This is a genomic window from Arthrobacter caoxuetaonis (assembly GCF_023921125.1).
In the GTDB taxonomy this organism is placed as follows: domain Bacteria; phylum Actinomycetota; class Actinomycetes; order Actinomycetales; family Micrococcaceae; genus Arthrobacter_B; species Arthrobacter_B caoxuetaonis.
Genome location: NZ_CP099467.1, coordinates 312,576 through 333,227 on the forward strand (window position 1 = coordinate 312,576; position 20,652 = coordinate 333,227).

Here is a 20,652-nt window from a genome sequence, read left to right on the forward strand (position 1 = left end):
GCCGGCCGTTAGGCTGTTGCGATGACATACGAGGAACGCTTGTCAGCAGCCATCATCGTCCAGCTTCGGGTTGAGATGGCTGCACGCGACTGGAACCAGCAGGTGCTCAGCGAACGGCTGAACATCTTCCCTGCCACCCTAAACCGGTACCTGAAAGGCCACAGGCAGGTCCCTATAGTTACGTTCATCCAGATGGCACGGGTCTTCGGCATGAAGGCGGCAGAACTGCTCGGCGCGGCCGAGGATCGAATGGAGCCTGCCAACCCTGAAACCGCGGCGGTCGAGTGAACCGCGCCGAGGCGCTGTCCGCAGCGCTGGTCGCCCAGCTGCGCAGGGAGCTCACCGAAAAGGGCCGAACCCAGTCTGAACTCAGCGAGAAGCTGGGCATCCACCCGGTGACCATGAACCTTTACCCGAAGGGGCGCCGGCACATTCCGATGCCCACGTTTTTCCTGCTCGCTGACGAACTCGGGATGACGCCGTCGGATCTCCTCGGTGCGGCCGAGTCCAGGGTGGCAGCAGCCTCCCCTGAAGGGCGCGGCACCGTGTAGTCCCGGCCGGCGCGGCAGGGCCTGTCTGTCCTGCCGGATAGTGTGTCCGCATGGGGAAAACAGAAACTGCCATGGGTGTTCTGCTGGCCGGCGCCGGGTACCGCGTCACAGTGAAGCCGCCCGCTGCCAGCACCGCGGATATGGGATGCAAAGCCAGTTCAGAGGCTCTGGACATCTATGGCCGCCTGCAGGGCATCCAGGAGCGCACTCTGCTCACCTCCGGCCGCTGGGACATCGCCGTGGAGGGCAACCTGCTCATCGAAGTGGATGAACAGGAGCATTTCAACCGGCACCGGGCCACCACCCTGGAGGGAACCAGCTACCCGTGGACTGCCGATTACCGGCGGTACTGCACGGAGCACGAATCACGCTGCCGGACCTATGGAGGGTACTGGGCCTCCGGCTCCTCCTCCGCGATGTTCGGCCCTGCCAGCCCCCAGGGTGACCACACCGGCGTTGGCGCTCCCCGGTGGCGGCAACGGGCACTCTACGATGCCGTACGCGACGTCTGGGCCCGGGACAACCAGGTCTGGAAGCTTGCCCGGGTGTCCATCTACGATGTGGTCGACGGCGTCCGCTTCAGGGACGTTCTCGACGGCAGGAGCCGGATTGCACCGGAGCGCCTGCGGGAGATGATCGAGTCCCGCACTCTGGCATAGCAGGCACGCCCATGCGCGCCGCCGGTGAGCGCAAACACTGCGTCCGCACACATAGGCGGTATGACAACCCTTGCCGGAGCCCCGGTCCGTGAACTTGACCGCACACTCGCCACACTTGAGCGCATCAGTGCCCTGACCCCGATCGAGAACGCCGACGCCATCGAATCCGCAACCGTGCGGGGCTGGAACGTCGTCGTGAAGAAGGGCGAGTTCGCCGTCGGCGACCCGGTCATCTACTTCGAGATCAACTCCCTGCTGCCCCTGGACGATCAGCGTTTCGCTTTCCTGGCACCCCGCGGGGAGAAGACCGTCAACGGCATCCGCGGCCATGTGCTGAAGACCGCCCGGCTGCGCGGCACCTACTCACAGGGCCTGGTCCTGCCCGTGGCATTATTCCCTGAGGTCAATGAGTGCCTGGACGGGATCACGTTCGCTGAACGCCTGGGCATCAGCAAGTACGAGGAGCCGGTCCCGGCCGAGATGGAAGGCAAGGCAGCAGGCCCGTTCCCGCGCGACTTCGCCCCAAAGACCACTATCGAGCGTGCCCAGAATCTCACCGCGGCATGGGACAGGATCCGCAACCTGCCGTTCATCGCCACCGAGAAGATCGACGGCACCTCCACCACCTTCATCAATGACGGAGGCCGCCTGCGCGTGGCCGGACGGAACTGGGAGTACACCGAACCGGCCTCACCGGCTGAAGGCTCGGTCCCATGGAAGATCGCCGCCGAGTACGGCATCCTCGAGAAACTTCCTGAAGGCTGGGCCGTGCAGGGAGAGATCTACGGTGCCGGTGTGACCGCAAAGAACCGGCTGAAGATCAACGGCAAGCGTTTCGCAGCGTTCAACGTCCTGGACCACGGTGTCCCCGTCCCCCGCAGTGCCTGGCCCTTCGGCATCGGCCTGATGGCCGCACCCGTCCTCAAGCTCCGCCTGCCGGCCACCGTCGCCGAAGCTGTCGAGCAGGTCAACGGCCTCGAATCGGTCATCACCCCCGGCGTACAGGCTGAAGGTGTCGTCTGGCACCACGCCAACGGCACCGCCGTGCAGGAACTTGGCGGCCGCACCGCCTTCAAGGTCATCAACAACAAATGGCTGCTGAAGAACTCATGACGGGCGCCGCAGCCCTGTCCACGAACTGAACCACCCCCGGATGACCCCCTGACCGTCCGGCCCCACCCCAACATCCCCTAGGAGAACCCTTGGAAATTGCCCTGATCACCGCCGGCTTCATGGTCGTCGCCGCTGCCGTATCCATCCCGGCCTACAAGATCGTCAAGCGGAACTCAGACAAGACCCTCCAGCGCGGAGCCTACGCACCGGCACGCACCGGCTCCCCCGCAGCGGGGTCCTCGTCGGCTCCGGACAGCGACAACGCCGCCTGGTACGCGACAATGATCGCCGGCCTCAGCGGCTCGTCTTCCGCCTCGTCGTCGTCCCGGAGCTCCGATTCGGATTCGCCGTCAGCCAGCCACCACTCCCCGTCGCACAGCAGCTATGACTCCGGTTCCAGCTGGTCCGACTCCGGCTCTTCGAGCTTCGACTAACAGCCGGGAGAAACATGGATCCCCTTTCATACGAGCAGCTGCCGGCAGTCAGGTTCATTGAGGTCATGGGCGGCCCCGTCCTCGTGCTGGTCGGCGAGACCATCACCCTCGAGACTGGACAGGCAGCCATTCAGACAGCACCCGGCACGGTGCACGCGATACCGGAGGGCTATCGTGCCGCCGTTGATTTCATGCGTACGCCCCGCAGTGTGTCGCATGTGACCGATTTCAAGAACCGCTACGGACTTCGGCACAAACCCCTGAACCTGCTGGAGGATGCGGGCGCGATCCTGCGCATCAAAACGTCCACGCCCCTGAAGGCTGCCGACGGTTTCAAGGGTGTCCGCCTCGTCGCCCAGAGCGTCAAAGGCGGACCTGCCGGCCACGGGACAACCCTCGTAGCCGTTCACCGCGACGCCGACGCCGAGCAGGACATGTACGTCACCGAAGCGCTGGCGGCGGTCCTGTGGGATTTGGAGGCACCCGTAGACCTTCCTAAAGCGATCCGCCTCGTTGACGACGGGGCCGGTCCGGAGCTGACGGCCCGCCGGGTCCTGACCAACCTGCCGAATCTGCTGAGCCTGCGCCTGGCACGGCTGGAACGGGTGGACACATGAGCGCCAGTATCACCGTCGACAACGCCGCCGGAAGCCAGATCACAGTGAACAACCTGCTTCAGCTCTCTGTCGATGACGCCTCAACCGTCGTGGTCAGCCTGGGCGCCGGCGTCAGCGTGAAGGTGCTGGACGGCGGGCGGGTCGTCTTCATGCGCGACGACGTCCTGCTGCTGCCGCGGCTGGAAACAGTCCTGGAAGCCATGATCCATCGTGCGGCACCGCGCGGGGCCCGGGCGGTCCACCGCCTCCGCGGAGCACTCAACGGGGTTCTTGCCCGCTACCCCGACGCCGTGGCGTCCAACTCGACGGCGGGACCCCAGCAGGTTCCACGGTGGGCGGGACCCAGCGAAACAGCCATGCCCGTGGTCCCTGACGAGCCCCTCCCGGGCACGTACCCGGCCTCCCCGCTGGGCGCAGTCTTCTGGATGGAGGACGGCGCCCGCATGCGGGCCGAAATCAACATGGCAGGCATCATCGGCCAGCCTTCCCGCTACCGGGTCCAGCCGGCGGGATCCTGACGCCCGGGGAGAGATCCGGGCCCGTCCGCACACATGGGAGTTATGAGAACCCTTGACCGTGAATACCTTGCCACCCACCCCGAAGGCGACGAGAAGGCCAACTTCAAGCTGACCGTCAACGTCCCCTCCAGTCTCGATGTGAAGGACAACCCGGACGGGACCCGGCCCAGCATCACGGTCGACGTCACCGCGGAGACCTACCTGGTCGCCATCAGCCTCCTGAGCGAAATGCACGGGAAAGCCGATGAGCTCATGATCGGCTGGCTGGGCGAACAGCTCACCGAGGAAGAGCACAAGATCCTTGAGCAGCTGACCGAGGAGTCGGAGCCCGTCCCGTTCCTGAAAGAGGCCGTCGAAAAGATCCATGAGCCGTTCCTGACCTTCACGACCGGCGTCGAAGCAGTCCTGATCGTCGACGGCAAGGAGGTCACCAAGGACGTGGACGTGACCATCACCGCTCCGAGCGTCTCCTCCGGCGTAAGCGCTTTCGAGCACCTGACGTCCCCGCGGATGCTCATGAGCGTTGCCGTGAGTTTCTCCCCCGAGGAAGAGGACGACGAGTTCGGCTACGGAAGCGCGAACGAGATCCTCGTCCGTTCCTGATGCCCTGCCCGTGCACCGCTGCCAACCGGCGGTGTACGGGCGGTGCCCTGTAGTAAAACAGATTGCCCCTGGGATCCCTGCCGGGAGCCGCGAGAGAAGGAAATGTCAGTTGAATGCCTGGGAGCCGGTCTATACCGCAACGGTCTGGCTGGTCATCGCCGCTATTGCCGCCGCAGGAATACTCAGTGAGCGGTGGAGTGTCGCCCGGGCACTGAAGCTTGCCCGGTCAGGCAGGCCACTGACCCCTGCCCAGCAGGCCCTGGCCTACGGGGACGCCGGTACGGGCATCACTGCGGGGAAAGGCAGGCTTGCAATCGAGCTGACCGAACGCGACCTTGCCCTTGGCCGGCGTGCGGCCCGCGCCTTCAACGCAGGCACGATCGTCACGATCATCGTGATGGCAGCCATCGCGGTCTTCGTCTGGCTCAGCGTCCCGCTGGACACATCAGTCCGGTACAGTGGCCAGGCCCGCAAGCCCGAGCGGATGAACATCGTCCCGGCGCTCCTGCCCGCCATAGGTTTCTGCGCGCTGCTCATGAGAGGGGCCCGCTCACCGGATGCGGAACACATGGGCAAAAGATCCCGGTACGGCACCTACATCCTTGGCGCGCTCCTGCTTGGCTGGGCTTTGTACATCCACGCGGCGATAGCCATCGAGGGTCTCGTCGAAGGCGGGTTCCTCACCCTCTAGGTCCCGGCCGCCGTAACAAGGCCCCCTTCAGCACGACGTGTCCCTCACGGCACGTACACTGCCGCTATGACATCCGGGGGGACAAAAGAAGAGGGCGGCACTGAAGGCAAGGGCAGCTGGCTCGCGTTCGGTGCCATGGTCGCTGCGGTCATAGCCGTGGCGGTACTGGCGTTGTGGGCGACCGGTTACTGGGACAAGGACCCCGCCAGCAGCGCGGGCAGCGCACAGTCCAGCAGCCCCAGGCCGTCGGCATCGAAGTCGCCGGCTGCTGCCAAGGCCACGCCCAGCCCTTCCGCGAAGACGGCGAAACCGTCACCGAAGCCGCTTCCTACCCGGTCCGTCCCGCCCCAGAAGAGTGCCTACATTCCCCCGCCGGCGCCGCCGCCTGCCGCCCAGCCGGAGCCGGAACCCTGGCCGCCCGCGAAAGAATGCCCGGTCGGGCAGATCACTGCCCGCCTTACGTCGGTGGATTTCACTGAATCGCTCCCCGGCTACGGGATGGGATACGTCACGGTCACCGGCCGCGGCGTCCTGACGAACGGGACCAACGTGCCCGTGACCTTCCCCGAGTACGACATCCCCAATTTCTACGGTCTCGATGAGCGTGGCCAGAGCAGCGTCATTGAGCTGTACGGGACATTCGACCGGGTTCCACCGCCCGGGCAACCGTCCACCGGGTATATCGTGCTCGGGCCCGGGGAGTCGGTCGGCTACACGGCGACAGCCGAGAATGAGTTCCTGGAGACCCTGACCGAAGTGAAGTACTGGCACTCCTCCAACGGGCTCGCGTCGACGTTGATCAGTTTCCCGGATGAATACATCCTGGACTGCTCTGTTCCCTACGAAACGCCTGACGCCAGCATGTCGATCCCCAACACGTTCACAGGGTGAGCGAGTAGCGGCCGCAGCGGCATGGGGTTGAAGAGTGCGTGGTGAGAGATTCAAACCTCTCCGCACACATAGAGGGTGCGGGCCACGAACGGCCCACCACTTCGAACCCTCGAAAGCAGGCCCTCGTGTTTACCGTAATAGCCTCCGCCGTCTTCCTGGTCGGCGGCCTGATCGTCCTCTCCCTCGGGCGGAAGCTCAAGAAAGCCAACGCCAGCGGCGAGGACAACGGATTCATCTCCGAGATCCCGTCCATTGCGCCTATCGCCATCGGCACGATCGCCCTGGTCGTCTCGGCGTCCATCCTTGCCTCCGGTGTCTTCACCCAGGTCTCGGCCAAGAACGCCGGCGTCCTGGTCTCCTTCGGCAAGGTTTCGGAGAAGACTCTCTCCCCCGGTCTGCATGCAAAGCTGCCGTGGCAGAAGGTCGTTGAAATCGACGGCACCATCCAGACGGACGAATACCGGGGCGATTCCTGTATCCAGGTCCGCATCGGTGACGGCTCCCAGGCCTGTGTCTCCATCACGAACCGCTGGTCCGTCGTAGAATCCGAAGCCAACCGGGTGTTCCAGGACTTCAAGTCCGATGACCCGACGCTGTCCTTCCGGGACGCTGTCATCAGCACCCAGCTGAAGGCATCCCTGCAGAAGGCCCTGAGCGACTACAACCCGGTAGCCCAGTTCAACGGTGCCAACAAGGACGCCTCCTCGGCTGAGCTGTCCTTCTCCCCCGATTACGACACGGTTTCCCAGGTCGTGGAAGAGGACATGAAGGCCCGCCTTGGCACTGAAGCAATGGCGAAGATCGAGAGCATCACGGTCTCCTACATGCAGCTTTCCGAAAACACGCAGAAGAAGCTTGACGACTACGTCGCGGCGATCGGTGAGACCCGCATTGCCGAGCAGAAGCAGCAGACCGCGGCCGCCCAGGCAGAAGCCAACCGCCAGCTGTCCTCCTCGGTCAGCAACGACCCGAACGTCCTCGTTTCCAAGTGCATGGACACCCTGGCCGAGTCCGCCGAGAGCGGCTACCAGCTCCCGGCAGGCTTCAGCTGCTGGCCCGGTACCGGCGGAAGCGTCGTCATCCCCGGCACCCGCTAACACCAGCCACAGACAGCCCCGGTCCTCCACCCAGCGTGGATGGGCCGGGGCTGTTCCCGTCCCTGGGCAGATTTCTTCCCTCTGCCGCACACATAGGGCTTGTGGGCGGTACCAATGCCGGCCCCGGGATCAAGGAGCACCGCAATGACCGTCACCCGGTTCGATGTCACACCGGCAGCTGAGCAGGACTACCCGGCTGAATGGGCCGAGTACCGGCGCCAGGTCGACGCGCGTGTCCCTGTAGTAACCGGAGCCCCCGGCACCTGCGATGCCTGCGGGAGATTCCTGAAGAAGGACATCTGGGACAACACCGGCTACGGCCCGATGCTGTTCGGCGGTCTTCTCAGTTTCGATCCCGGATGCATCAGCATCACGTACAGATGCACCAACGACGACTGCAGCCCCGACGTGCTGTGGTAAGCCGCCACGGCCCATCCAACCCCTGAAAGAAGAACCAATGACCAAACATCCCGTCAACATTCTGTGGGTTGATTTCGAAGCAACCGCCCTGATGAACAACCCGGACGTCGCTCCCCTGGAAGGCGCCGCAGTCATCACTGACGGCAACCTGAATGAGCTGGCATCCTTCGGCCCGTACGCCATCCACGCCACCGAGGAGGAGCTGGCGGTCATGAACGACTTCGTGACCAATATGCACACGAAGACGGGCCTTATTGACCGTGTCCGCGAGGCGACCATGACCCGGTCCGAGTTCGACATCCGCCTCGCTGCGTTCGCGGAACCGTTCTTCCCCGTCCGGGGCGAAATCATCGACGGCGTCAAATACCGCGGCATGGTGATCGGCGGCAACAGTGTGAAGTACGACTTCGCAGTCATCGAAAAGTTCTTCCACCGCACGGGGGCGAACATGGACTACCGCGTGGTCGACGTCTCCTCCATCGGCGAGCTTGCCCGCCGCTGGAACCGCAAGGCATGGGAGGCGATGCCGCCCAAGGCCAGCGACCACACCGCCATGACGGACATCCGCGCCTCCATTGACGAGCTGCGCTACTACCGCGACAACGGGTTCGGCGGCCTCTAACAGCCTGCACACCCCCAGGGCCCCGGCAGCGTTCACCGCCGCCGGGGCCCTTCCTCCACCCCGCTTTCAGAAGGGCACCCCGTGCAGCATTATGACCATCTGACCGTCGTCTCCTCGTCCTCCTGGGTGTCCCGGGACCTTGCCTCTGCCGACACCTTCGAGATCAGGGCTACGGTCGGACTCGACATCCCCGCCATGGACGGCACCGCCCTGTGGTGTTCGGGAAGCTGGGCCATGAGGCTGCTGAAGTCCGGCCGTTCCCACCCATTCCTCTCCGCGGGGCCCGACTGGCTCTCACGGGTTCCCGAGCGCTTCCTGAGGCGCAGGGTCTGGACCGGAACCCTCGATGCCCTGGAGGGCGCACACGGCCCCCACAAGGCCTTTTACAAGCTCAGCGAGCACAAGCATGCCCTGGCCCCTGCCGGGCCCGCAGAGGGGCCTCAGGCCTTCCTGGAGATGGTTTCCGCTGCGTTCGGGCATCCCGGTCTGCAGGATGGCGGCGGTGCGGGCGTGGGAGGCCTGCACTGCACGTGGTCAGAGCTCATGGACTACCGGCGGGAGTACCGGTGCTTCATCGCTCATGGCAAAGTCACCGCCGCATCCGAATACATCCGCCGGGTTCCCGGAATCCACGGCGCCGACGTCGAGATCACCTGGGATGCCTACACCCACGGCGGCTATCCGGACACCGCTGAAGCCGCCGCCTTCGCCCAGGAGGTTGCCGACGCCATGGGTGCCGACCAGCCGCCGGGGTACAGCCTGGACGTCGGCACTGACGCAGCCGGAAACTACTCCGTCATTGAAGCGAACGCTGCCTGGAGCTCCGGGATCTACAACGCCCCGCGGGCAGGAGTAATCGAGTCCCTGCTTGCATCGCAGGAACCGGGCTACGATGACTGGCTGTGGCGGCCCGATGAACTGTTCTTCTCCCGTTCGCGGCCGTTGCCGGCTCCCTGAACACGGCCCGTCGCGGCCCGGGGCGCATAGAAGAGAATGTGAGCTACTCAACGAAACCACCAGCTTCTGCCAGGCACTTCATCCGCGCGTCAGCCGTGGCTGGAGCCCTGGGCCTTGCCCTCGTCCTGGGCGGCTGCAGCTCAGGCGGTGACGCGTCCGCCGGCGGCCAGAACACGTCCGTGCAGACAGCCTCAGAAGTGAAGACTTCCTTCGGTACCTACCGCCAGAGCACCATCGACAAGTCCGACCCGGCTTGGGACCTTCCCGATGACGCAGTGGCCACCGAGGTGCTTGCCGAATACTCCCGGAAAGAGGTGGCCGAGGCCTGGCACTTCGCCCTGTCCTTCACCGCACGGGAAGGCATCGACTCTGCCCTGAACGGCGAGGGCGTCAGCGTCCAGGACTGGTGGAAGAAGAACCGGAGCACATTCCATCCGGACAACCAGTCCGAAATGCTCACGTCCCTTGAGCAGGGCAAGTCCGTCGTGCAGCGCGAACCGTGGCAGACCCGGGACTACAAGGGCTACTCCTACATCTACGATTCGGGGCCGCGGGTCCTTGAACGCACTATCACCCCCGACGCCGCCTGGCTGGCACAGGACGGCAGCATCGCCTTCCGCATGAACGTGAACTACACCATGAACGTCGTCCCCGGGATCGGCTCCGCCGGTGACGGCCGGCAGGTCACCAACGGGTTCATGACCTACTCCGTCCGCAAGACCGACGCCGGCGACTGGGGAATCACCAGCTTCCTGCACGACCTGCGCACGTTCCCGGGGTAGGGCGGTGAGAGATTACTCCCCTGCCGCACACATATTGGGTATGACGACGCCTGCACTTGCCTCCGCCGCCCACCTGAACGGCCGTCCGCTGACCAGGAAGGAAGTGGAGGGGCTGCCCCCGCTCTCCGTTGTCCTGAACACCGAGCTGAATCCGCACGCATGGCAGAAGCGGCTCGTGTTCACCGACGAAGGAGCACGCAGGCACCAGTGGTTCTGCACTACCGATGCCGACTGGGGCGAAACCTCCGAACGGCTCATCGAAGAGCATGGCGACGTCATCCTGCTTTGGCTTCCCAGCGGAGCAGAAATCGAAGCAGCCCTGCGCCGGGCCGACCTGGCCGACTAACCCCCACCCCGTAACAGAACTTGGACCCCAGAATGACTACACCAGCTGAAACCACGGCAGAAGCGAAGGTTCCTGCCCCGCCGACCCCGCGGCACAACCGGATCTGGACCGGGGTGTTCAACGACTTCACCGCATGGGTGGACGCCAAGGGTGCAATGCCCAAGCGCCGCACCACGGACGCAGAGGAATACCGCCTGGCCAACTGGCTCAACGTCCAGCGCGCCAACCACCGGGCCGGCAAACTCCACGAGGACTACGTCAAGCGTCTCAGCACCATCCCCGGTGCCTTCCAGACCCGCCCAACCCGCACCCACCGCCAGTGGGCCGAAGACATTGCTGCGTTCTACGCAAAGAACGGCCGCCTGCCCGGCATCGGATCCAGCGACCAGCATGAACGCTCCCTGGGCCACTACCTCAACGACCGCCTGCGCCCCGGCCTCCGCGCCGGAATCATCACGGCCGGCGACATCGAGCCGATCGCGGACATCCCCGGCACCGTGGTCCCGGCACGCAAGCGCACCAGCTCCGACGCATACTTCCGCGACCTCCAGGAGTACGCAGCCAAGCACGGCCGTATGCCCGGGTGGAAGGACTCCCGTCCTCTGGCACGCTGGGTGCGCCGCGTACTCACCGCATCGGAGAACGAGAACACCTACCGTGCCTACCGTGAAGGCGTTGCCGCCGTCGCCGCCCAGGTGGCCGGCCGCAGCTGACGGGCGTGAGCGGGGAGGGACAGGCATGCTGCCGCACACATAGGCGGTATGACTACTTCCCCGCTTCCGGAATCCCCGATGGAAACCATCCTGGGCGCACCCGTGGCTGTCGTCTGGATCCACCCCGATGCTGCGTACGCCCACATGTCGCTGATTGGGATGAACCGCCGGGACGCAGCCGAAGCCCTTCGCGGGCTGGCCAACGAACTTGACCCGCAGCCCAGGAGCAAGCAGGAACCCACGAGCGATTTCACGGCCGTCCTCTCCTCCATCCATGCCGAAGCGGTATCGGCCACAGCAGTAGCCGGGGAGAGCGAAGAATACCGGTGCGGCTGGGATCAGGCCATGACGGCAGTCGAGACGATCGCCTCCACCTACGAGCCCGCTTTCGCCTACCGTGCGAACGCCGGTCACTCCGGCTGGATCGACACGGACGTGGTCAACCTCCCGTCCATGCACCGCATGGGCTTCGACGTCGAACGCCGCGCCGTCGGCCCGTGGGAGTCCGTGCCGCGGGGAGCCAGTGACTGAGCATGTACCCGTTCACCACTGATGACCAGCCCGAGGTTCCGCACCAGCACCGGATCTTCGCCGCGGCCGCGGAACTGCAGGCCGCCTACGAGGCCGGGGAAGACTTCACGAAGGGCATGCCGCTCTCCGAGTCGATAGTTCTTCTGACCCTCCAGGCTGTCGATGACACCGTTCATGAAATGATCGAAAACTGGCGGAATGGTCCGACCGTTCCGGTAAAGATTCCGCCGTATGCCTTACCGGCAGCGCCGTTTCCGAGTGTCCTTGAGCTGCGCGCTGAAACCAGCGTCATGGTCAGCCGCGAAGGACGGGCCGAACGCGGCCTGCCCCCGGTGAAGACGCACTGGCAGGACGAATGAGCTACACCCAGCAGGAAAGACTAATGAGCCCCCGCACACTGGACAGCCACTGGCAGGCACGGCTTGATGCCGTTGTCGCCGATGCGCTGAACCCCGCTGTCCGCGAAGCCCACCCGCACATGGCAGAAATGCTCCAGGCAGCCGAGAAGTTCGGGCTGGAAGCGCCGGACCTTTTTGCCATAGCACCAACGGAAGAAGATGACCTGACCGTCATCTGGCAGAACCCCGTCAACCGGGCGACCGTCTCGTGGAAGGAAGACACCTTCGAGGTCGTCGTCCTGCCCGGCGGTCTGAATGCTCCGATGGTGACCCCGAACGCCGAGGTCGCTGCGGCCTTCGTCGCCGGCCTGCACACCCGTTTCTGAAAGGACCCGATGGACACTTCAGCTCCTGCCCCGCATATCGGCGCTGTCTATGCGGAGAACGCCACCGGAGACGAATACACGCTCAGCGGACTGCGGTCCCGCGGGCAGGTTTTCCTGGCTGAGAACTCTACCGGCTCCGGACGAATTATCGACAGGCTGCCCCTTGAGGAACTTGCCGGTAGATTCACCTTCGTGCGCTGCAACCATGACGATTTCTGCTGCACGGCGCACCGCACCCACACAAGCCCTCATCGGGGATGTCTTCTGCGCTGACCTGCGCATTCAATACCCGGGCCGGCCGTGCTGCCACGACATTGCCTGATCCAGAAAGTACGACTTGAACACCATCCTTTTCACGGCCGCCTCCCTTGCCGCGACCATCGGCCTTTCCCTGCTCGTGATCCTTCCGGCAGGCCTTCCCGGACGCCGCCGCACCCTGGCAGCCCTGGAGCGGGCCGAGGCCGGTGCCACGCAGTTCTCGGATCTGGCTGCCCTCATGCACGGGCACGAACACTGGCTTTTCTTCATGCTCCGCGGATCGAGGGAACGCATCGGCTACCAGTGCGAGAGGCTCCTCGGTGACCTAGGTCTTTCCCAGGAGGAAACAGGGTGGGGCTACTCCCCCGATCTGATCAGTCTCCGCGACTAACCCGGCAGGCCCCGGGACGCTGCTTTCGGACTCTGTCCGAATGCGTCTCCGTTTGTCCGAAACCCTGTCCGAAACATAAAGTTGCATCTCGTGTACAAAACTGAATGCCGGGGGACATCGGCGAAAGACAAACGGCTCTTCAGCCGTGCAATGCAGCTGGCCTCCTTCTACCTGGCCCACGGGGCGCTGCCATCGGCTGAATCAGCCAACATCGAGGAACTCGGCCTGCTCCTGTTCCTCGAATCCACCATCCGACCGCAGTACCAGGCAGGAACCCTCAACCCCGGGATCGCCCATCTCCTGGAAGCTGTTCCCGGTGCCCTCATCCCCAAATCGCAGGCTGAACAAGCGGCCGGCACTGCAGGAGATGACGAGCCCCCCGCCCAGCTAACCCCGCGCGACGCTGCGTTCGAGAGATGGCTCATCCGGGCAGAAATCTACGTCGAACGCAACGGTTACCGGCCAACGTACGCCGAAGACAACGGGCTCTACCAATGGCTGAACAGGGCCCGGCGCCGGCTCGAAACCGAAGGCATGGACCTCCCCTTCGAGGAACGTGTCCGCGCCATCCTGGATTACCCGGACATCCGGACCTTCCGTTACCGGGCCACCCACGGACTTCCCAACCCCGGTGAAGGCCGCCGCAGGATCCTCGCAGGAGGCTAACGGGCAGAGGAAGCACCCTGTCCGCACACATAGGGGGCATGGATACAACAGATCAGGCGAACGGGGGCGGCCTTCCCCGGGTCACGGATGCCCGCGGACATGAGATCCGGCCCGGGGACACCGTCATCTACTTCAAAGAAGGCAAGTTTCCCGAGAAGGTCTCCGGGATCGTCGAATCAGTGGACAAGATGGTCGCCATCGGCGCCCTGGACCAGATCAGTCCCGTCAGGAAGGTCCGCTCCTACCCGACAACCCGCGTCCGCCCCGCAAACCTGATCGTCGTCGATGCGCTCCCCCACGTCGAGGGCCGCCTGAACACACCTTCGGCTCGTCCGGCACCCCCGGAACCCCAGTGCGGCGACATGCCCGACATCGAACCGCTGACGCTGCAGGAATACGCGCACCGCCGAGACGCCTACTACGACGCCATGGGGATCACCCCGTCACCGGCAACGGAGCAGGAACGCGATGAGGCACGGACCCTGCCCGATGCTCTCCGGTACTCACTGGAGAACGCCGTCCGGTCCTATGAGTCCTCCCTGAACCTTTACCGGGTCCTGGCCGCGCGGCTGGCCTGGGCTGACTACCTGGGCGGCTACACGAACACCGAACCTTCCGGGGAGGCATGATGCCTGAGCTGACCCTCGCCGAATTCAAGGCCCGCAGCAACGCCCTGAACGCAGCGGCCGGACGCCCTGCCCTGGAACTCAGCGACGAAGAGTGGGGCTGGGTCCAGTCACGCATCCCCGGCGAGCTCGCCTCCGCGCGTGCCGAGCAGCGGACCCTGGAGGCCAAGCTTGCGTGGGCCGCGGTAACCAGGGAGAACGTCGACGACTTCGCGTTCCTGTCCGGTGAAACCAGCACCCACCCGCTCATCCACGGCGCCCCGGTAACCCTCGAGGCAGCTGACCTCAGCGGCCGGCACCTCGGAATGACGATGTGCAGTCTGACATACCGGGAACGCAAGAAGACAGCGGTGCCCGATCCGGGGCAGCGCACCTACTTGGTCTCGAACATCCAGCATCTGAAGAACGGGTGCGTACTCATCAACGGGTCCTGGCCCTACCTGCGCCCCGACACCGTCCTGACAGTGGTTGAGGAGGCGGCCTCCGGCGCCCGGGCGGCCTAACGGGGAGAGAAGCGGGACTGTCCGCACACATAGGGGCTATGAACGCACAGCCAGCCTCCGCCGCACCCGCCTACGCACTCAGGTACTCCTTCGTCTTCCGCTACCAGCACGAACGCATCTTCTCCATCGACATCCCGCTGCAGGACCTGCTGGACGCCGAGCTTTCCGTGAAAGCGGTGCGCGAGCTGGTTGCCGACGACTACGACCTGCACTTCCGCCTGCTTGGGGATTACCTCCACCGGTACGAGGAAATGGCCTCGAATTGGGAGTACTGGTCCAAGAACCTCGAACGTGAACGCGAATCCATCCGCATCGTCCAGGTTGAGAGCTGACCGTGACTGCCGCCGTGGCTGCAGAGCCGCTTCCCATCACGCCTCCCGAGCCGCTGAGCGCTGTCTACGACGCCGTTGTCTTCAGCTCCAACGACTGGGCCTCCGCCTCCGACTTCGCCTGGATTTACGGGATCGTCATCGGATGGGACAGGGCAGGGCTGCTTGAAGTGGCCGGACGCTACGGCTGGAGCGCCGAAAAGATCATCAGGCTCCGCCAGCTTCACCGGGCCTACCGGAAGCTGCAGACGGCCGAAGCAAAACTGTCAGGAAAACAGGGAACCCATGGCTAACTACACCGACTTCACCTCGCGCAGCGGTGAAATGCTGACTCTCCGTGAAGGGCCCGACGGAGACCTCAGCTTCACAATCCTTGGAGCGGACGGTGAGAGCAGGCAGGTCTTCGTCTTCGATTCCCCGGAGCAGACCGCACACTTTGCCCGCCTCGCCGGGGACATCGCCGGAGTATCCGGACCACCGGAGGAGCGGCTGCCCATCGTGTGCGTTGAGCGCGACGGAGCATATGCCGGCGACGGCACCGGCCGGGTCAACTGCACTCTTGAGGCCGATGTCGCGTGGCTGCAGAACCGTGCGGAGGAACTGCGCGAACAGGCGGAGCACTACCTGGCCAGCTACCGCAATACTGCTGCCCTGGCACAGTGGCGCCTCGACGTCATCGAAGAGGAGCAGGCTACCCTGGCACGCACCTACTTTGGGCCGGACCTCACGGGCCTGCCCGCCGGCGCCCGGGACCTCGTCCGCGACCTGTACCTTGCCCAGAAATCCCTGAAGAAACTCCGGGCACCGCGCGAACGCTAGTCCTCCCCGGAAGCGCGTCGCGGCCCGGCAAGCTGCCATACAGCTGGCAGGATAGGCGGTCGAGCAAACAACCCTGGGGGGACCTTGAAGAACAGAATTGACGCTATTGCCAAGCGCATCGAAGCCTTTATCCAAGCGTGCATCAACGTGATGGATTCTGCCATTGCGGTTCTTTTTGGGCTGCTCATCGCAGCCGGGGGTGCCGTGGTTCTGTGGCTCCAGTCGACCAACTGCTTCGATCCCGAGGTGAACTACCTTGGTGAAGGGCTTGCCCTCATCCTCTACGGGGTGGCTATCGGCGCTTTCGGCATATGGCAGTGGAAGAACCGCCGAACGGTCAAGGACACATCCTTCGACGAATGGAAAGTCATTGCTATCGGTGCAGTCCCAGGGCTGGGTGTTGGTCTGGTCCTGATAATTCCTACGCCATCAGAGGGCGTCGTAGTGTCGATCGGATTGGCTGCAGCAACTTCTCTCTTTGGCATGCTTTGCGCGAGGATGGCGTCTTCCCACGCCCAGGTTCATCTGGAGAAGGCAACAATCCCTCAGGGCTGAGCTAATTCGGCGTCGGGCAGAGTTCCGGGTGCCTCCGCACACATAGGAGGTATGGAAAAGATCCTCTCCCAGACCCGGTGGAACCAGCTTCCCGTCCACTCCTACACCCGGCTGACTACCTGCGGGTCTGAGGGATACACGGACACCTACGTGACCCGTGTGGACCGCGAAACCGGTCCGGCTGAGGGTGAGCACCTGTCCCTGGGCGGGGCCGCGTGGCGGGACGCGTTCAACGACTCCGACGTCGCCTACGCCCTCTACATCCCGTCCGAGACGGAGGACTCCGATGCCTGAGCAGCCCATTGAGCAGTTCCTCGAACGCAACCTTGCCGTCCAGAAGGTCCGCGGAAAAGGCGATCAGCTTCCCGAGCTGGGCCCCAAAATGTGGGCTTACATCCACCGGACCGCGGTGCACGAGGTGAAGACCCGCCGCGAATCCCACGCCTGGATCGAGGAACAGGCCGCCACGCTTGGCAAGAGCCGGAACCAGCTCGCTGACATCCTCTACATCACCGGGGAGACGGACACCCACCCGCTCCTGCACGGCAGCACCGAGACCATCACGGCACTGGACCTGTCCGGACACCACCGCGGGATGAGCGCACGCAGCATCACGTACCGCGACTCCCGTTCCTTCACCCCGGCGGATCCGGAGGAGGAATACACAATCTCCTCCGTTCAGCACATGGTCAACGGCATGGTCCACATCAACTGGTCCTTCCACCTGCACGCGGACACCCCGGTCACACTCGTCATCCCTCCGGCGGGGAGAGAAGCGTAGGCGTCCGCACACATAGCGGAAGAACCCGGCCCGTCGTTACCGGCGCGGCCAACCGCTAGAAAAGGACTGCCTTTTGGACACCATCCCCTACATCGGCGGGCACACTGCTGCCCAGTCCCCGATGGGACTCATCATCCCCCTTGCCCTGGCCGGCGCCGTACTGCTGCTCGTTTCGGCATACAAGCGCGGCCCCCGGGCACCGTGGCAGCAGACCGTGAACACCGCCGTCATTGCCGCCGCAGTCATCTGGGCCGGCGCATGGGGTGCCCTGGTCGCCGGCTACAACAGCGACTCCTCCGAAGCCGCAAAAACCGCGGCACTGAACCTCCATGCCGTGTACGGTCTGGCCATCGACGAGGACGCCGCCATGGCCATCGTCCAGGACAACCTTGAGGGCTACGAGTTCAAGGGTGCGACTGCAGAAGACGTCATGATCCTGGGTGCTGAATGGGATGCCGGCCAGCTGCACCTGTACTCGCGTGGCTTCGAAGCTGCCGTCCTCAGCCAGGCAGGCACCGACCGCTGACACCGACGGCTCCCTTCCTCACCGGCCGGTCGACAGGCGCCGGTGAGAGGTCCGGGACTGTCCGCACACATAGAGGGTGACTCTGGCTGCCACGGCAGACCCAGCCCCCCGCCCCCAACGTCAGGACACGCATTTTGACCACCGCCGGAATAACCCGGACATCACCCTTGATGCATCTGGGACCGCTTGCCGTGACGGCAATGGCCCTCCTGTACGGGGCGGAGAGCTGGGTGCCCGCAGCCATAGCGGTTGCCGCCTACTCCTTCATCGCGTTCATCCCGATGATGCTTGACGCCGTGAGCGCCGACATCGCCGGATCCGAACCGGACCGCACCACCGAAGAACGCCGGGCAACCGGTGCGACAGGCCTGGCCGGCATCGCCGCCATCATCCTGACCTTCAGGCTCGACAGCCCCGTCGTCACGCTCGGCCTGTGCCTGCTGTTCACCGTCGCAACCCTCGCCGTCGTCGTCACCCGGGGCATGGGTGCAAACCGCCGCGGCGTGATCTCCGATGACGTTCCTGTGACGGCCGCAGCACCGGGGGATCACCGTCCAGGCGCAGGACTGCCCGGTCCCGTATCAGCTTCGGCCCACCACGGCCTCACCCGGGCAGGGTGGCAGTAATGGCTACACCGCGCCGCGACATCAAGGCCATCACGGCCGTCCTCGAGAACCTGACGGCAGGCCAGAAGGTCACCGCCGGGTTCCGCACACCGCGCTACGGGGACTTCACGATCACTGCCGAAGCGGTCAAAGGCCTGGAACGCGGGCAGCTGACGGCAGGCTCCTGGCTCCTTGGCACCTCCGGGAAGCCGTCCAAGCACCTCCAGTCCCTGGCGGTCGTCACCGATGCCGCCGATGCTTCCACGGAAGAGGAATCATGAGCACCTGCAGGGTCAGTTCCCTGAACGCCGGCCCCGCCCGGGACCAGGCTCCGGGTCAGGCTTCGCCAGCTCCCGCCGTGGAACCCGTCCTGGTCTTTCACACCGACTACGAGTGGAACAGCTCGGGCACGCGTATCCGCTGCGGCCATGACCAGTGCCGGGAGGTCTTCACGGTTCCCGAGGCGGGAGACGTGCAGGCAGCCGAAGCGGTGTTCGCCGCCCATCAGCAGGAGGTCCTCGGGTCCATCCCCGTTGAGCTTGCAGCCCTGCGCCGCCTCCGCGAAACACTGCCGTCACTGCTCTCCGCCCTGGCCCACGGTGTCCCGGCCCTGCGCATCGAAGCTGACCTCTTCCAGCTGGTCTCCGAAACGGACGCCATCATCGGCGGCGCCCGCGCCCTGATCATTGAGGGCCCCGCCCGGACGGGGGACGAGCCGGCGCAGGATGAAGCGGAAGCTGACCCCCTGCCTGAGGAAACCGTGCCCGCGCCTGAACCTGAAGAGGCGGAACCTGAGCCTCTCCCGGCCCCGGAAGCCACCGAGCCGCAGGAGGCCTCGCCCTCAGAGGATGCAGAGGGCACAGAGGATGTACCCGAGCCCAGCCCCGTCCCCGACACCGGGGTGAAGGTCGGCGACCGGGTCCATGCCGTCTTCAGGACGCTGAAGCAGGGCGTCTTCGATATGGAAGCCACCGTCATAGCCGGTATCGGCAAGGACCAGCTCGTCGTCGGATCCTGGCTCCTCTTCTCGGACGGGAAGCCCTCAAAGCATCTGGTCGACGTCACCGTCATCGCGCCGGCCGGCACCCACGACAAGGCCGTCACTCCCGGCTCGGCCGCACCTGAACACTTCGGAACGGGGATCTAACCATGGGACGCAAACGCATCGACGGGCCCGACCTGTCCAGGAACACCCCGCGCGCAGATTACAGGGCACGCCGGTACGGACTGGAGGACGACGGCGCCTCCGACCTGGCACGCCGCAAAAGGGCAGCACGGAACGCCATCGTCTCGGCCGGGCGCGCCATCGACCGCATCCGGGACCGCCAGAACGGACTGCACTACCTGCCGCCGCTCGACCAGTCCCACGCGGGCGCACTCATCATCCACTACAACGCCGTCATCAAAGCGAACCGGGCAGTAATCAGCGAGGCAGAGGCGGCGTCATCGCTCCTGGCCCCGATGACCCGCCGGGTAACCCGGGAAGACCGCCGGCGGCGCCGGGCAGCGAAACGGAACAAGACAGCCGGAGGGCAGCCATGAGCGTCTACGAGGACCTGATCCGGCCCATCCTTGATGCCGCGGCGGAACAGGGTGCTGAGCGGGTCACCATGTTCGCCCCTGAACCCACCGGGCAGACGTATCTCCTCCAGGGCACCTATGCCACAGCCAACAGACAGGTCCTCTGCATGGAGGACGCCCCGCCGGTCACATCGGATGACGCCGACGCGTTCCTCCGTGAGGTGGGGCTGGAGCTGCCGGTCCGTTACCAGGCGTCGGTGGACGGCCAGCTGGGAGAATCGGTGAGGTTCCAGGCCAGGCGTTCGGGAAACCGGTCGCTGGACATCTCCTTCCGCCATCTTCGGAATATCCCGAGGACCGTCGGAACCGGCAACAGCAGCTCCGGTCCGGCCGCGGCGGGCAACCCTATCCCGGAACGCCCGCTCAACGCTGTCATTGAGTACCCGGAGATCCTCACGCTCGATGACCTGCAGGCCCTTCCGATCGGCGCCGTCGTCATGATGGACCCGGGCACCTCCGCCAGCCCCGTCATGTGGTCGCGGGTGGGGAAGCTCTGGTACGCGCTGGATCCGCTGGCACCGCTTGGGGCACGCGATGAGGCCACCACCTTCCAGCTGTACCGCCGGACGCTGCTCGACGGACGCACCAGGAAGCTCGCACTCGTCTGGATGCCGGCGATGGCTGACAGCGTCCTGCCCACGGGCCCGGTCACCTTGGCGCCTGAGGTGACCGGCCGCAGCTCCATGACGGCGGCCGCGTTACACACCTTCGCCAGAACCATCGAGAAGCTGCCGGGGAGGTAG

The 20,652-nt window shown here is 65.0% G+C and carries 37 protein-coding genes; all 37 read left to right on the forward strand.

Annotated elements, in window-relative coordinates; translation table 11 throughout:
• Positions 1–21 precede the first annotated feature (21 nt).
• The 37 genes from NF551_RS18475 (at position 22) to NF551_RS18655 (ending at position 20,652) form a co-directional block, all read left to right on the forward strand.
• A complete protein-coding gene (locus NF551_RS18475; protein WP_227897402.1) occupies positions 22–288 on the forward strand; it encodes a helix-turn-helix domain-containing protein in 267 nt (88 codons plus the stop codon).
• Complete coding sequence (locus tag NF551_RS18480) at positions 285–551, forward strand: helix-turn-helix domain-containing protein (RefSeq protein ID WP_227897401.1); 267 nt, start codon at positions 285–287, stop codon at positions 549–551. The genes NF551_RS18475 and NF551_RS18480 overlap by 4 nt, the downstream gene beginning before the upstream one ends.
• A gap of 50 nt (positions 552–601) precedes the next feature.
• Positions 602–1,210 carry a DUF7255 family protein gene (locus NF551_RS18485; RefSeq protein WP_227897400.1) on the forward strand — a complete coding sequence of 203 codons (609 nt, stop codon included), beginning with the start codon at positions 602–604 and terminating at the stop codon, positions 1,208–1,210.
• A gap of 60 nt (positions 1,211–1,270) precedes the next feature.
• Positions 1,271–2,323, forward strand: coding sequence for an RNA ligase (ATP) (locus tag NF551_RS18490; protein ID WP_227897399.1), 1,053 nt, complete (start codon positions 1,271–1,273; stop codon positions 2,321–2,323).
• Positions 2,324–2,412: 89 nt separating this feature from the next.
• Complete coding sequence (locus NF551_RS18495; protein WP_227897398.1) at positions 2,413–2,757, forward strand: hypothetical protein; 345 nt, start codon at positions 2,413–2,415, stop codon at positions 2,755–2,757.
• Between the two features lie 14 nt (positions 2,758–2,771).
• Entirely contained in the window at positions 2,772–3,374 is a 603-nt protein-coding gene (locus NF551_RS18500) for a hypothetical protein (RefSeq protein WP_227897397.1), read from the forward strand.
• Positions 3,371–3,892 carry a hypothetical protein gene (locus NF551_RS18505; RefSeq protein ID WP_227897396.1) on the forward strand — a complete coding sequence of 174 codons (522 nt, stop codon included), beginning with the start codon at positions 3,371–3,373 and terminating at the stop codon, positions 3,890–3,892. Before NF551_RS18500 ends, NF551_RS18505 begins: the two co-directional genes overlap by 4 nt.
• A 42-nt stretch (positions 3,893–3,934) precedes the next feature.
• On the forward strand, positions 3,935–4,495 hold the full coding sequence (locus NF551_RS18510; protein ID WP_227897395.1) for a hypothetical protein: 561 nt from the start codon (positions 3,935–3,937) through the stop codon (positions 4,493–4,495).
• A 109-nt stretch (positions 4,496–4,604) separates the two neighbouring features.
• A complete protein-coding gene (locus NF551_RS18515; protein WP_227897394.1) occupies positions 4,605–5,186 on the forward strand; it encodes a hypothetical protein in 582 nt (193 codons plus the stop codon).
• 66 nt (positions 5,187–5,252) lie between these two features.
• Positions 5,253–6,077, forward strand: a complete 825-nt coding sequence (locus tag NF551_RS18520; RefSeq protein WP_227897393.1) for a hypothetical protein — start codon at positions 5,253–5,255, stop codon at positions 6,075–6,077.
• Between the two features lie 125 nt (positions 6,078–6,202).
• A complete protein-coding gene (locus NF551_RS18525) occupies positions 6,203–7,174 on the forward strand; it encodes an SPFH domain-containing protein (protein WP_227897392.1) in 972 nt (323 codons plus the stop codon).
• Between the two features lie 144 nt (positions 7,175–7,318).
• Positions 7,319–7,594, forward strand: a complete 276-nt coding sequence (locus NF551_RS18530) for a hypothetical protein (protein WP_227897391.1) — start codon at positions 7,319–7,321, stop codon at positions 7,592–7,594.
• A gap of 37 nt (positions 7,595–7,631) precedes the next feature.
• Positions 7,632–8,216, forward strand: coding sequence for an oligoribonuclease (orn, locus tag NF551_RS18535; protein ID WP_227897390.1), 585 nt, complete (start codon positions 7,632–7,634; stop codon positions 8,214–8,216).
• Positions 8,217–8,297: 81 nt separating this feature from the next.
• Positions 8,298–9,173: an ATP-grasp domain-containing protein gene (locus NF551_RS18540; protein ID WP_227897389.1), complete on the forward strand. Its 876-nt coding sequence runs from the start codon at positions 8,298–8,300 to the stop codon at positions 9,171–9,173.
• 38 nt (positions 9,174–9,211) lie between these two features.
• The gene (locus NF551_RS18545) at positions 9,212–9,955 is read left to right on the forward strand and encodes a hypothetical protein (RefSeq protein WP_227897388.1); all 744 of its coding nucleotides are present in this window, start codon (positions 9,212–9,214) and stop codon (positions 9,953–9,955) included.
• A 40-nt stretch (positions 9,956–9,995) separates the two neighbouring features.
• Positions 9,996–10,301 (forward strand): hypothetical protein, encoded by a 306-nt coding sequence (locus tag NF551_RS18550; protein WP_227897387.1) that lies wholly within the window; start codon positions 9,996–9,998, stop codon positions 10,299–10,301.
• Between the two features lie 32 nt (positions 10,302–10,333).
• Positions 10,334–11,014, forward strand: a complete 681-nt coding sequence (locus NF551_RS18555) for a helicase associated domain-containing protein (RefSeq protein WP_227897386.1) — start codon at positions 10,334–10,336, stop codon at positions 11,012–11,014.
• Between the two features lie 48 nt (positions 11,015–11,062).
• Positions 11,063–11,545, forward strand: a complete 483-nt coding sequence (locus tag NF551_RS18560; RefSeq protein WP_227897385.1) for a hypothetical protein — start codon at positions 11,063–11,065, stop codon at positions 11,543–11,545.
• A 2-nt stretch (positions 11,546–11,547) separates the two neighbouring features.
• Complete coding sequence (locus NF551_RS18565; RefSeq protein ID WP_227897384.1) at positions 11,548–11,904, forward strand: hypothetical protein; 357 nt, start codon at positions 11,548–11,550, stop codon at positions 11,902–11,904.
• 23 nt (positions 11,905–11,927) lie between these two features.
• Positions 11,928–12,269, forward strand: coding sequence for a hypothetical protein (locus NF551_RS18570; protein ID WP_227897383.1), 342 nt, complete (start codon positions 11,928–11,930; stop codon positions 12,267–12,269).
• A gap of 9 nt (positions 12,270–12,278) precedes the next feature.
• Positions 12,279–12,542: a hypothetical protein gene (locus NF551_RS18575; protein ID WP_227897382.1), complete on the forward strand. Its 264-nt coding sequence runs from the start codon at positions 12,279–12,281 to the stop codon at positions 12,540–12,542.
• Between the two features lie 64 nt (positions 12,543–12,606).
• Positions 12,607–12,918: a hypothetical protein gene (locus NF551_RS18580; RefSeq protein ID WP_227897381.1), complete on the forward strand. Its 312-nt coding sequence runs from the start codon at positions 12,607–12,609 to the stop codon at positions 12,916–12,918.
• Between the two features lie 90 nt (positions 12,919–13,008).
• Positions 13,009–13,584 (forward strand): helicase associated domain-containing protein, encoded by a 576-nt coding sequence (locus NF551_RS18585; protein WP_227897380.1) that lies wholly within the window; start codon positions 13,009–13,011, stop codon positions 13,582–13,584.
• A gap of 38 nt (positions 13,585–13,622) precedes the next feature.
• Positions 13,623–14,213, forward strand: coding sequence for a hypothetical protein (locus NF551_RS18590; protein WP_227897379.1), 591 nt, complete (start codon positions 13,623–13,625; stop codon positions 14,211–14,213).
• Positions 14,210–14,713, forward strand: a complete 504-nt coding sequence (locus tag NF551_RS18595; RefSeq protein WP_227897378.1) for a hypothetical protein — start codon at positions 14,210–14,212, stop codon at positions 14,711–14,713. The genes NF551_RS18590 and NF551_RS18595 overlap by 4 nt, the downstream gene beginning before the upstream one ends.
• Before the next feature lie 38 nt (positions 14,714–14,751).
• Positions 14,752–15,045 (forward strand): hypothetical protein, encoded by a 294-nt coding sequence (locus tag NF551_RS18600; RefSeq protein WP_227897377.1) that lies wholly within the window; start codon positions 14,752–14,754, stop codon positions 15,043–15,045.
• Positions 15,046–15,047: 2 nt separating this feature from the next.
• On the forward strand, positions 15,048–15,335 hold the full coding sequence (locus NF551_RS18605; protein WP_227897376.1) for a hypothetical protein: 288 nt from the start codon (positions 15,048–15,050) through the stop codon (positions 15,333–15,335).
• A complete protein-coding gene (locus NF551_RS18610) occupies positions 15,328–15,861 on the forward strand; it encodes a hypothetical protein (RefSeq protein WP_227897375.1) in 534 nt (177 codons plus the stop codon). Before NF551_RS18605 ends, NF551_RS18610 begins: the two co-directional genes overlap by 8 nt.
• Before the next feature lie 84 nt (positions 15,862–15,945).
• Complete coding sequence (locus NF551_RS18615) at positions 15,946–16,416, forward strand: hypothetical protein (RefSeq protein WP_227897374.1); 471 nt, start codon at positions 15,946–15,948, stop codon at positions 16,414–16,416.
• Between the two features lie 51 nt (positions 16,417–16,467).
• A complete protein-coding gene (locus NF551_RS18620) occupies positions 16,468–16,710 on the forward strand; it encodes a hypothetical protein (RefSeq protein ID WP_227897373.1) in 243 nt (80 codons plus the stop codon).
• Complete coding sequence (locus NF551_RS18625) at positions 16,703–17,197, forward strand: hypothetical protein (protein WP_227897372.1); 495 nt, start codon at positions 16,703–16,705, stop codon at positions 17,195–17,197. The genes NF551_RS18620 and NF551_RS18625 overlap by 8 nt, the downstream gene beginning before the upstream one ends.
• Before the next feature lie 73 nt (positions 17,198–17,270).
• Entirely contained in the window at positions 17,271–17,723 is a 453-nt protein-coding gene (locus tag NF551_RS18630) for a hypothetical protein (protein WP_227897371.1), read from the forward strand.
• Positions 17,724–17,893: 170 nt separating this feature from the next.
• The gene (locus NF551_RS18635) at positions 17,894–18,349 is read left to right on the forward strand and encodes a hypothetical protein (RefSeq protein WP_227897370.1); all 456 of its coding nucleotides are present in this window, start codon (positions 17,894–17,896) and stop codon (positions 18,347–18,349) included.
• Entirely contained in the window at positions 18,349–18,609 is a 261-nt protein-coding gene (locus NF551_RS18640) for a hypothetical protein (protein WP_227897369.1), read from the forward strand. The genes NF551_RS18635 and NF551_RS18640 overlap by 1 nt, the downstream gene beginning before the upstream one ends.
• A complete protein-coding gene (locus NF551_RS18645; protein WP_227897368.1) occupies positions 18,606–19,475 on the forward strand; it encodes a hypothetical protein in 870 nt (289 codons plus the stop codon). Before NF551_RS18640 ends, NF551_RS18645 begins: the two co-directional genes overlap by 4 nt.
• A gap of 2 nt (positions 19,476–19,477) precedes the next feature.
• The gene (locus NF551_RS18650; RefSeq protein WP_227897367.1) at positions 19,478–19,870 is read left to right on the forward strand and encodes a hypothetical protein; all 393 of its coding nucleotides are present in this window, start codon (positions 19,478–19,480) and stop codon (positions 19,868–19,870) included.
• Positions 19,867–20,652, forward strand: coding sequence for a hypothetical protein (locus tag NF551_RS18655; protein WP_227897366.1), 786 nt, complete (start codon positions 19,867–19,869; stop codon positions 20,650–20,652). Before NF551_RS18650 ends, NF551_RS18655 begins: the two co-directional genes overlap by 4 nt.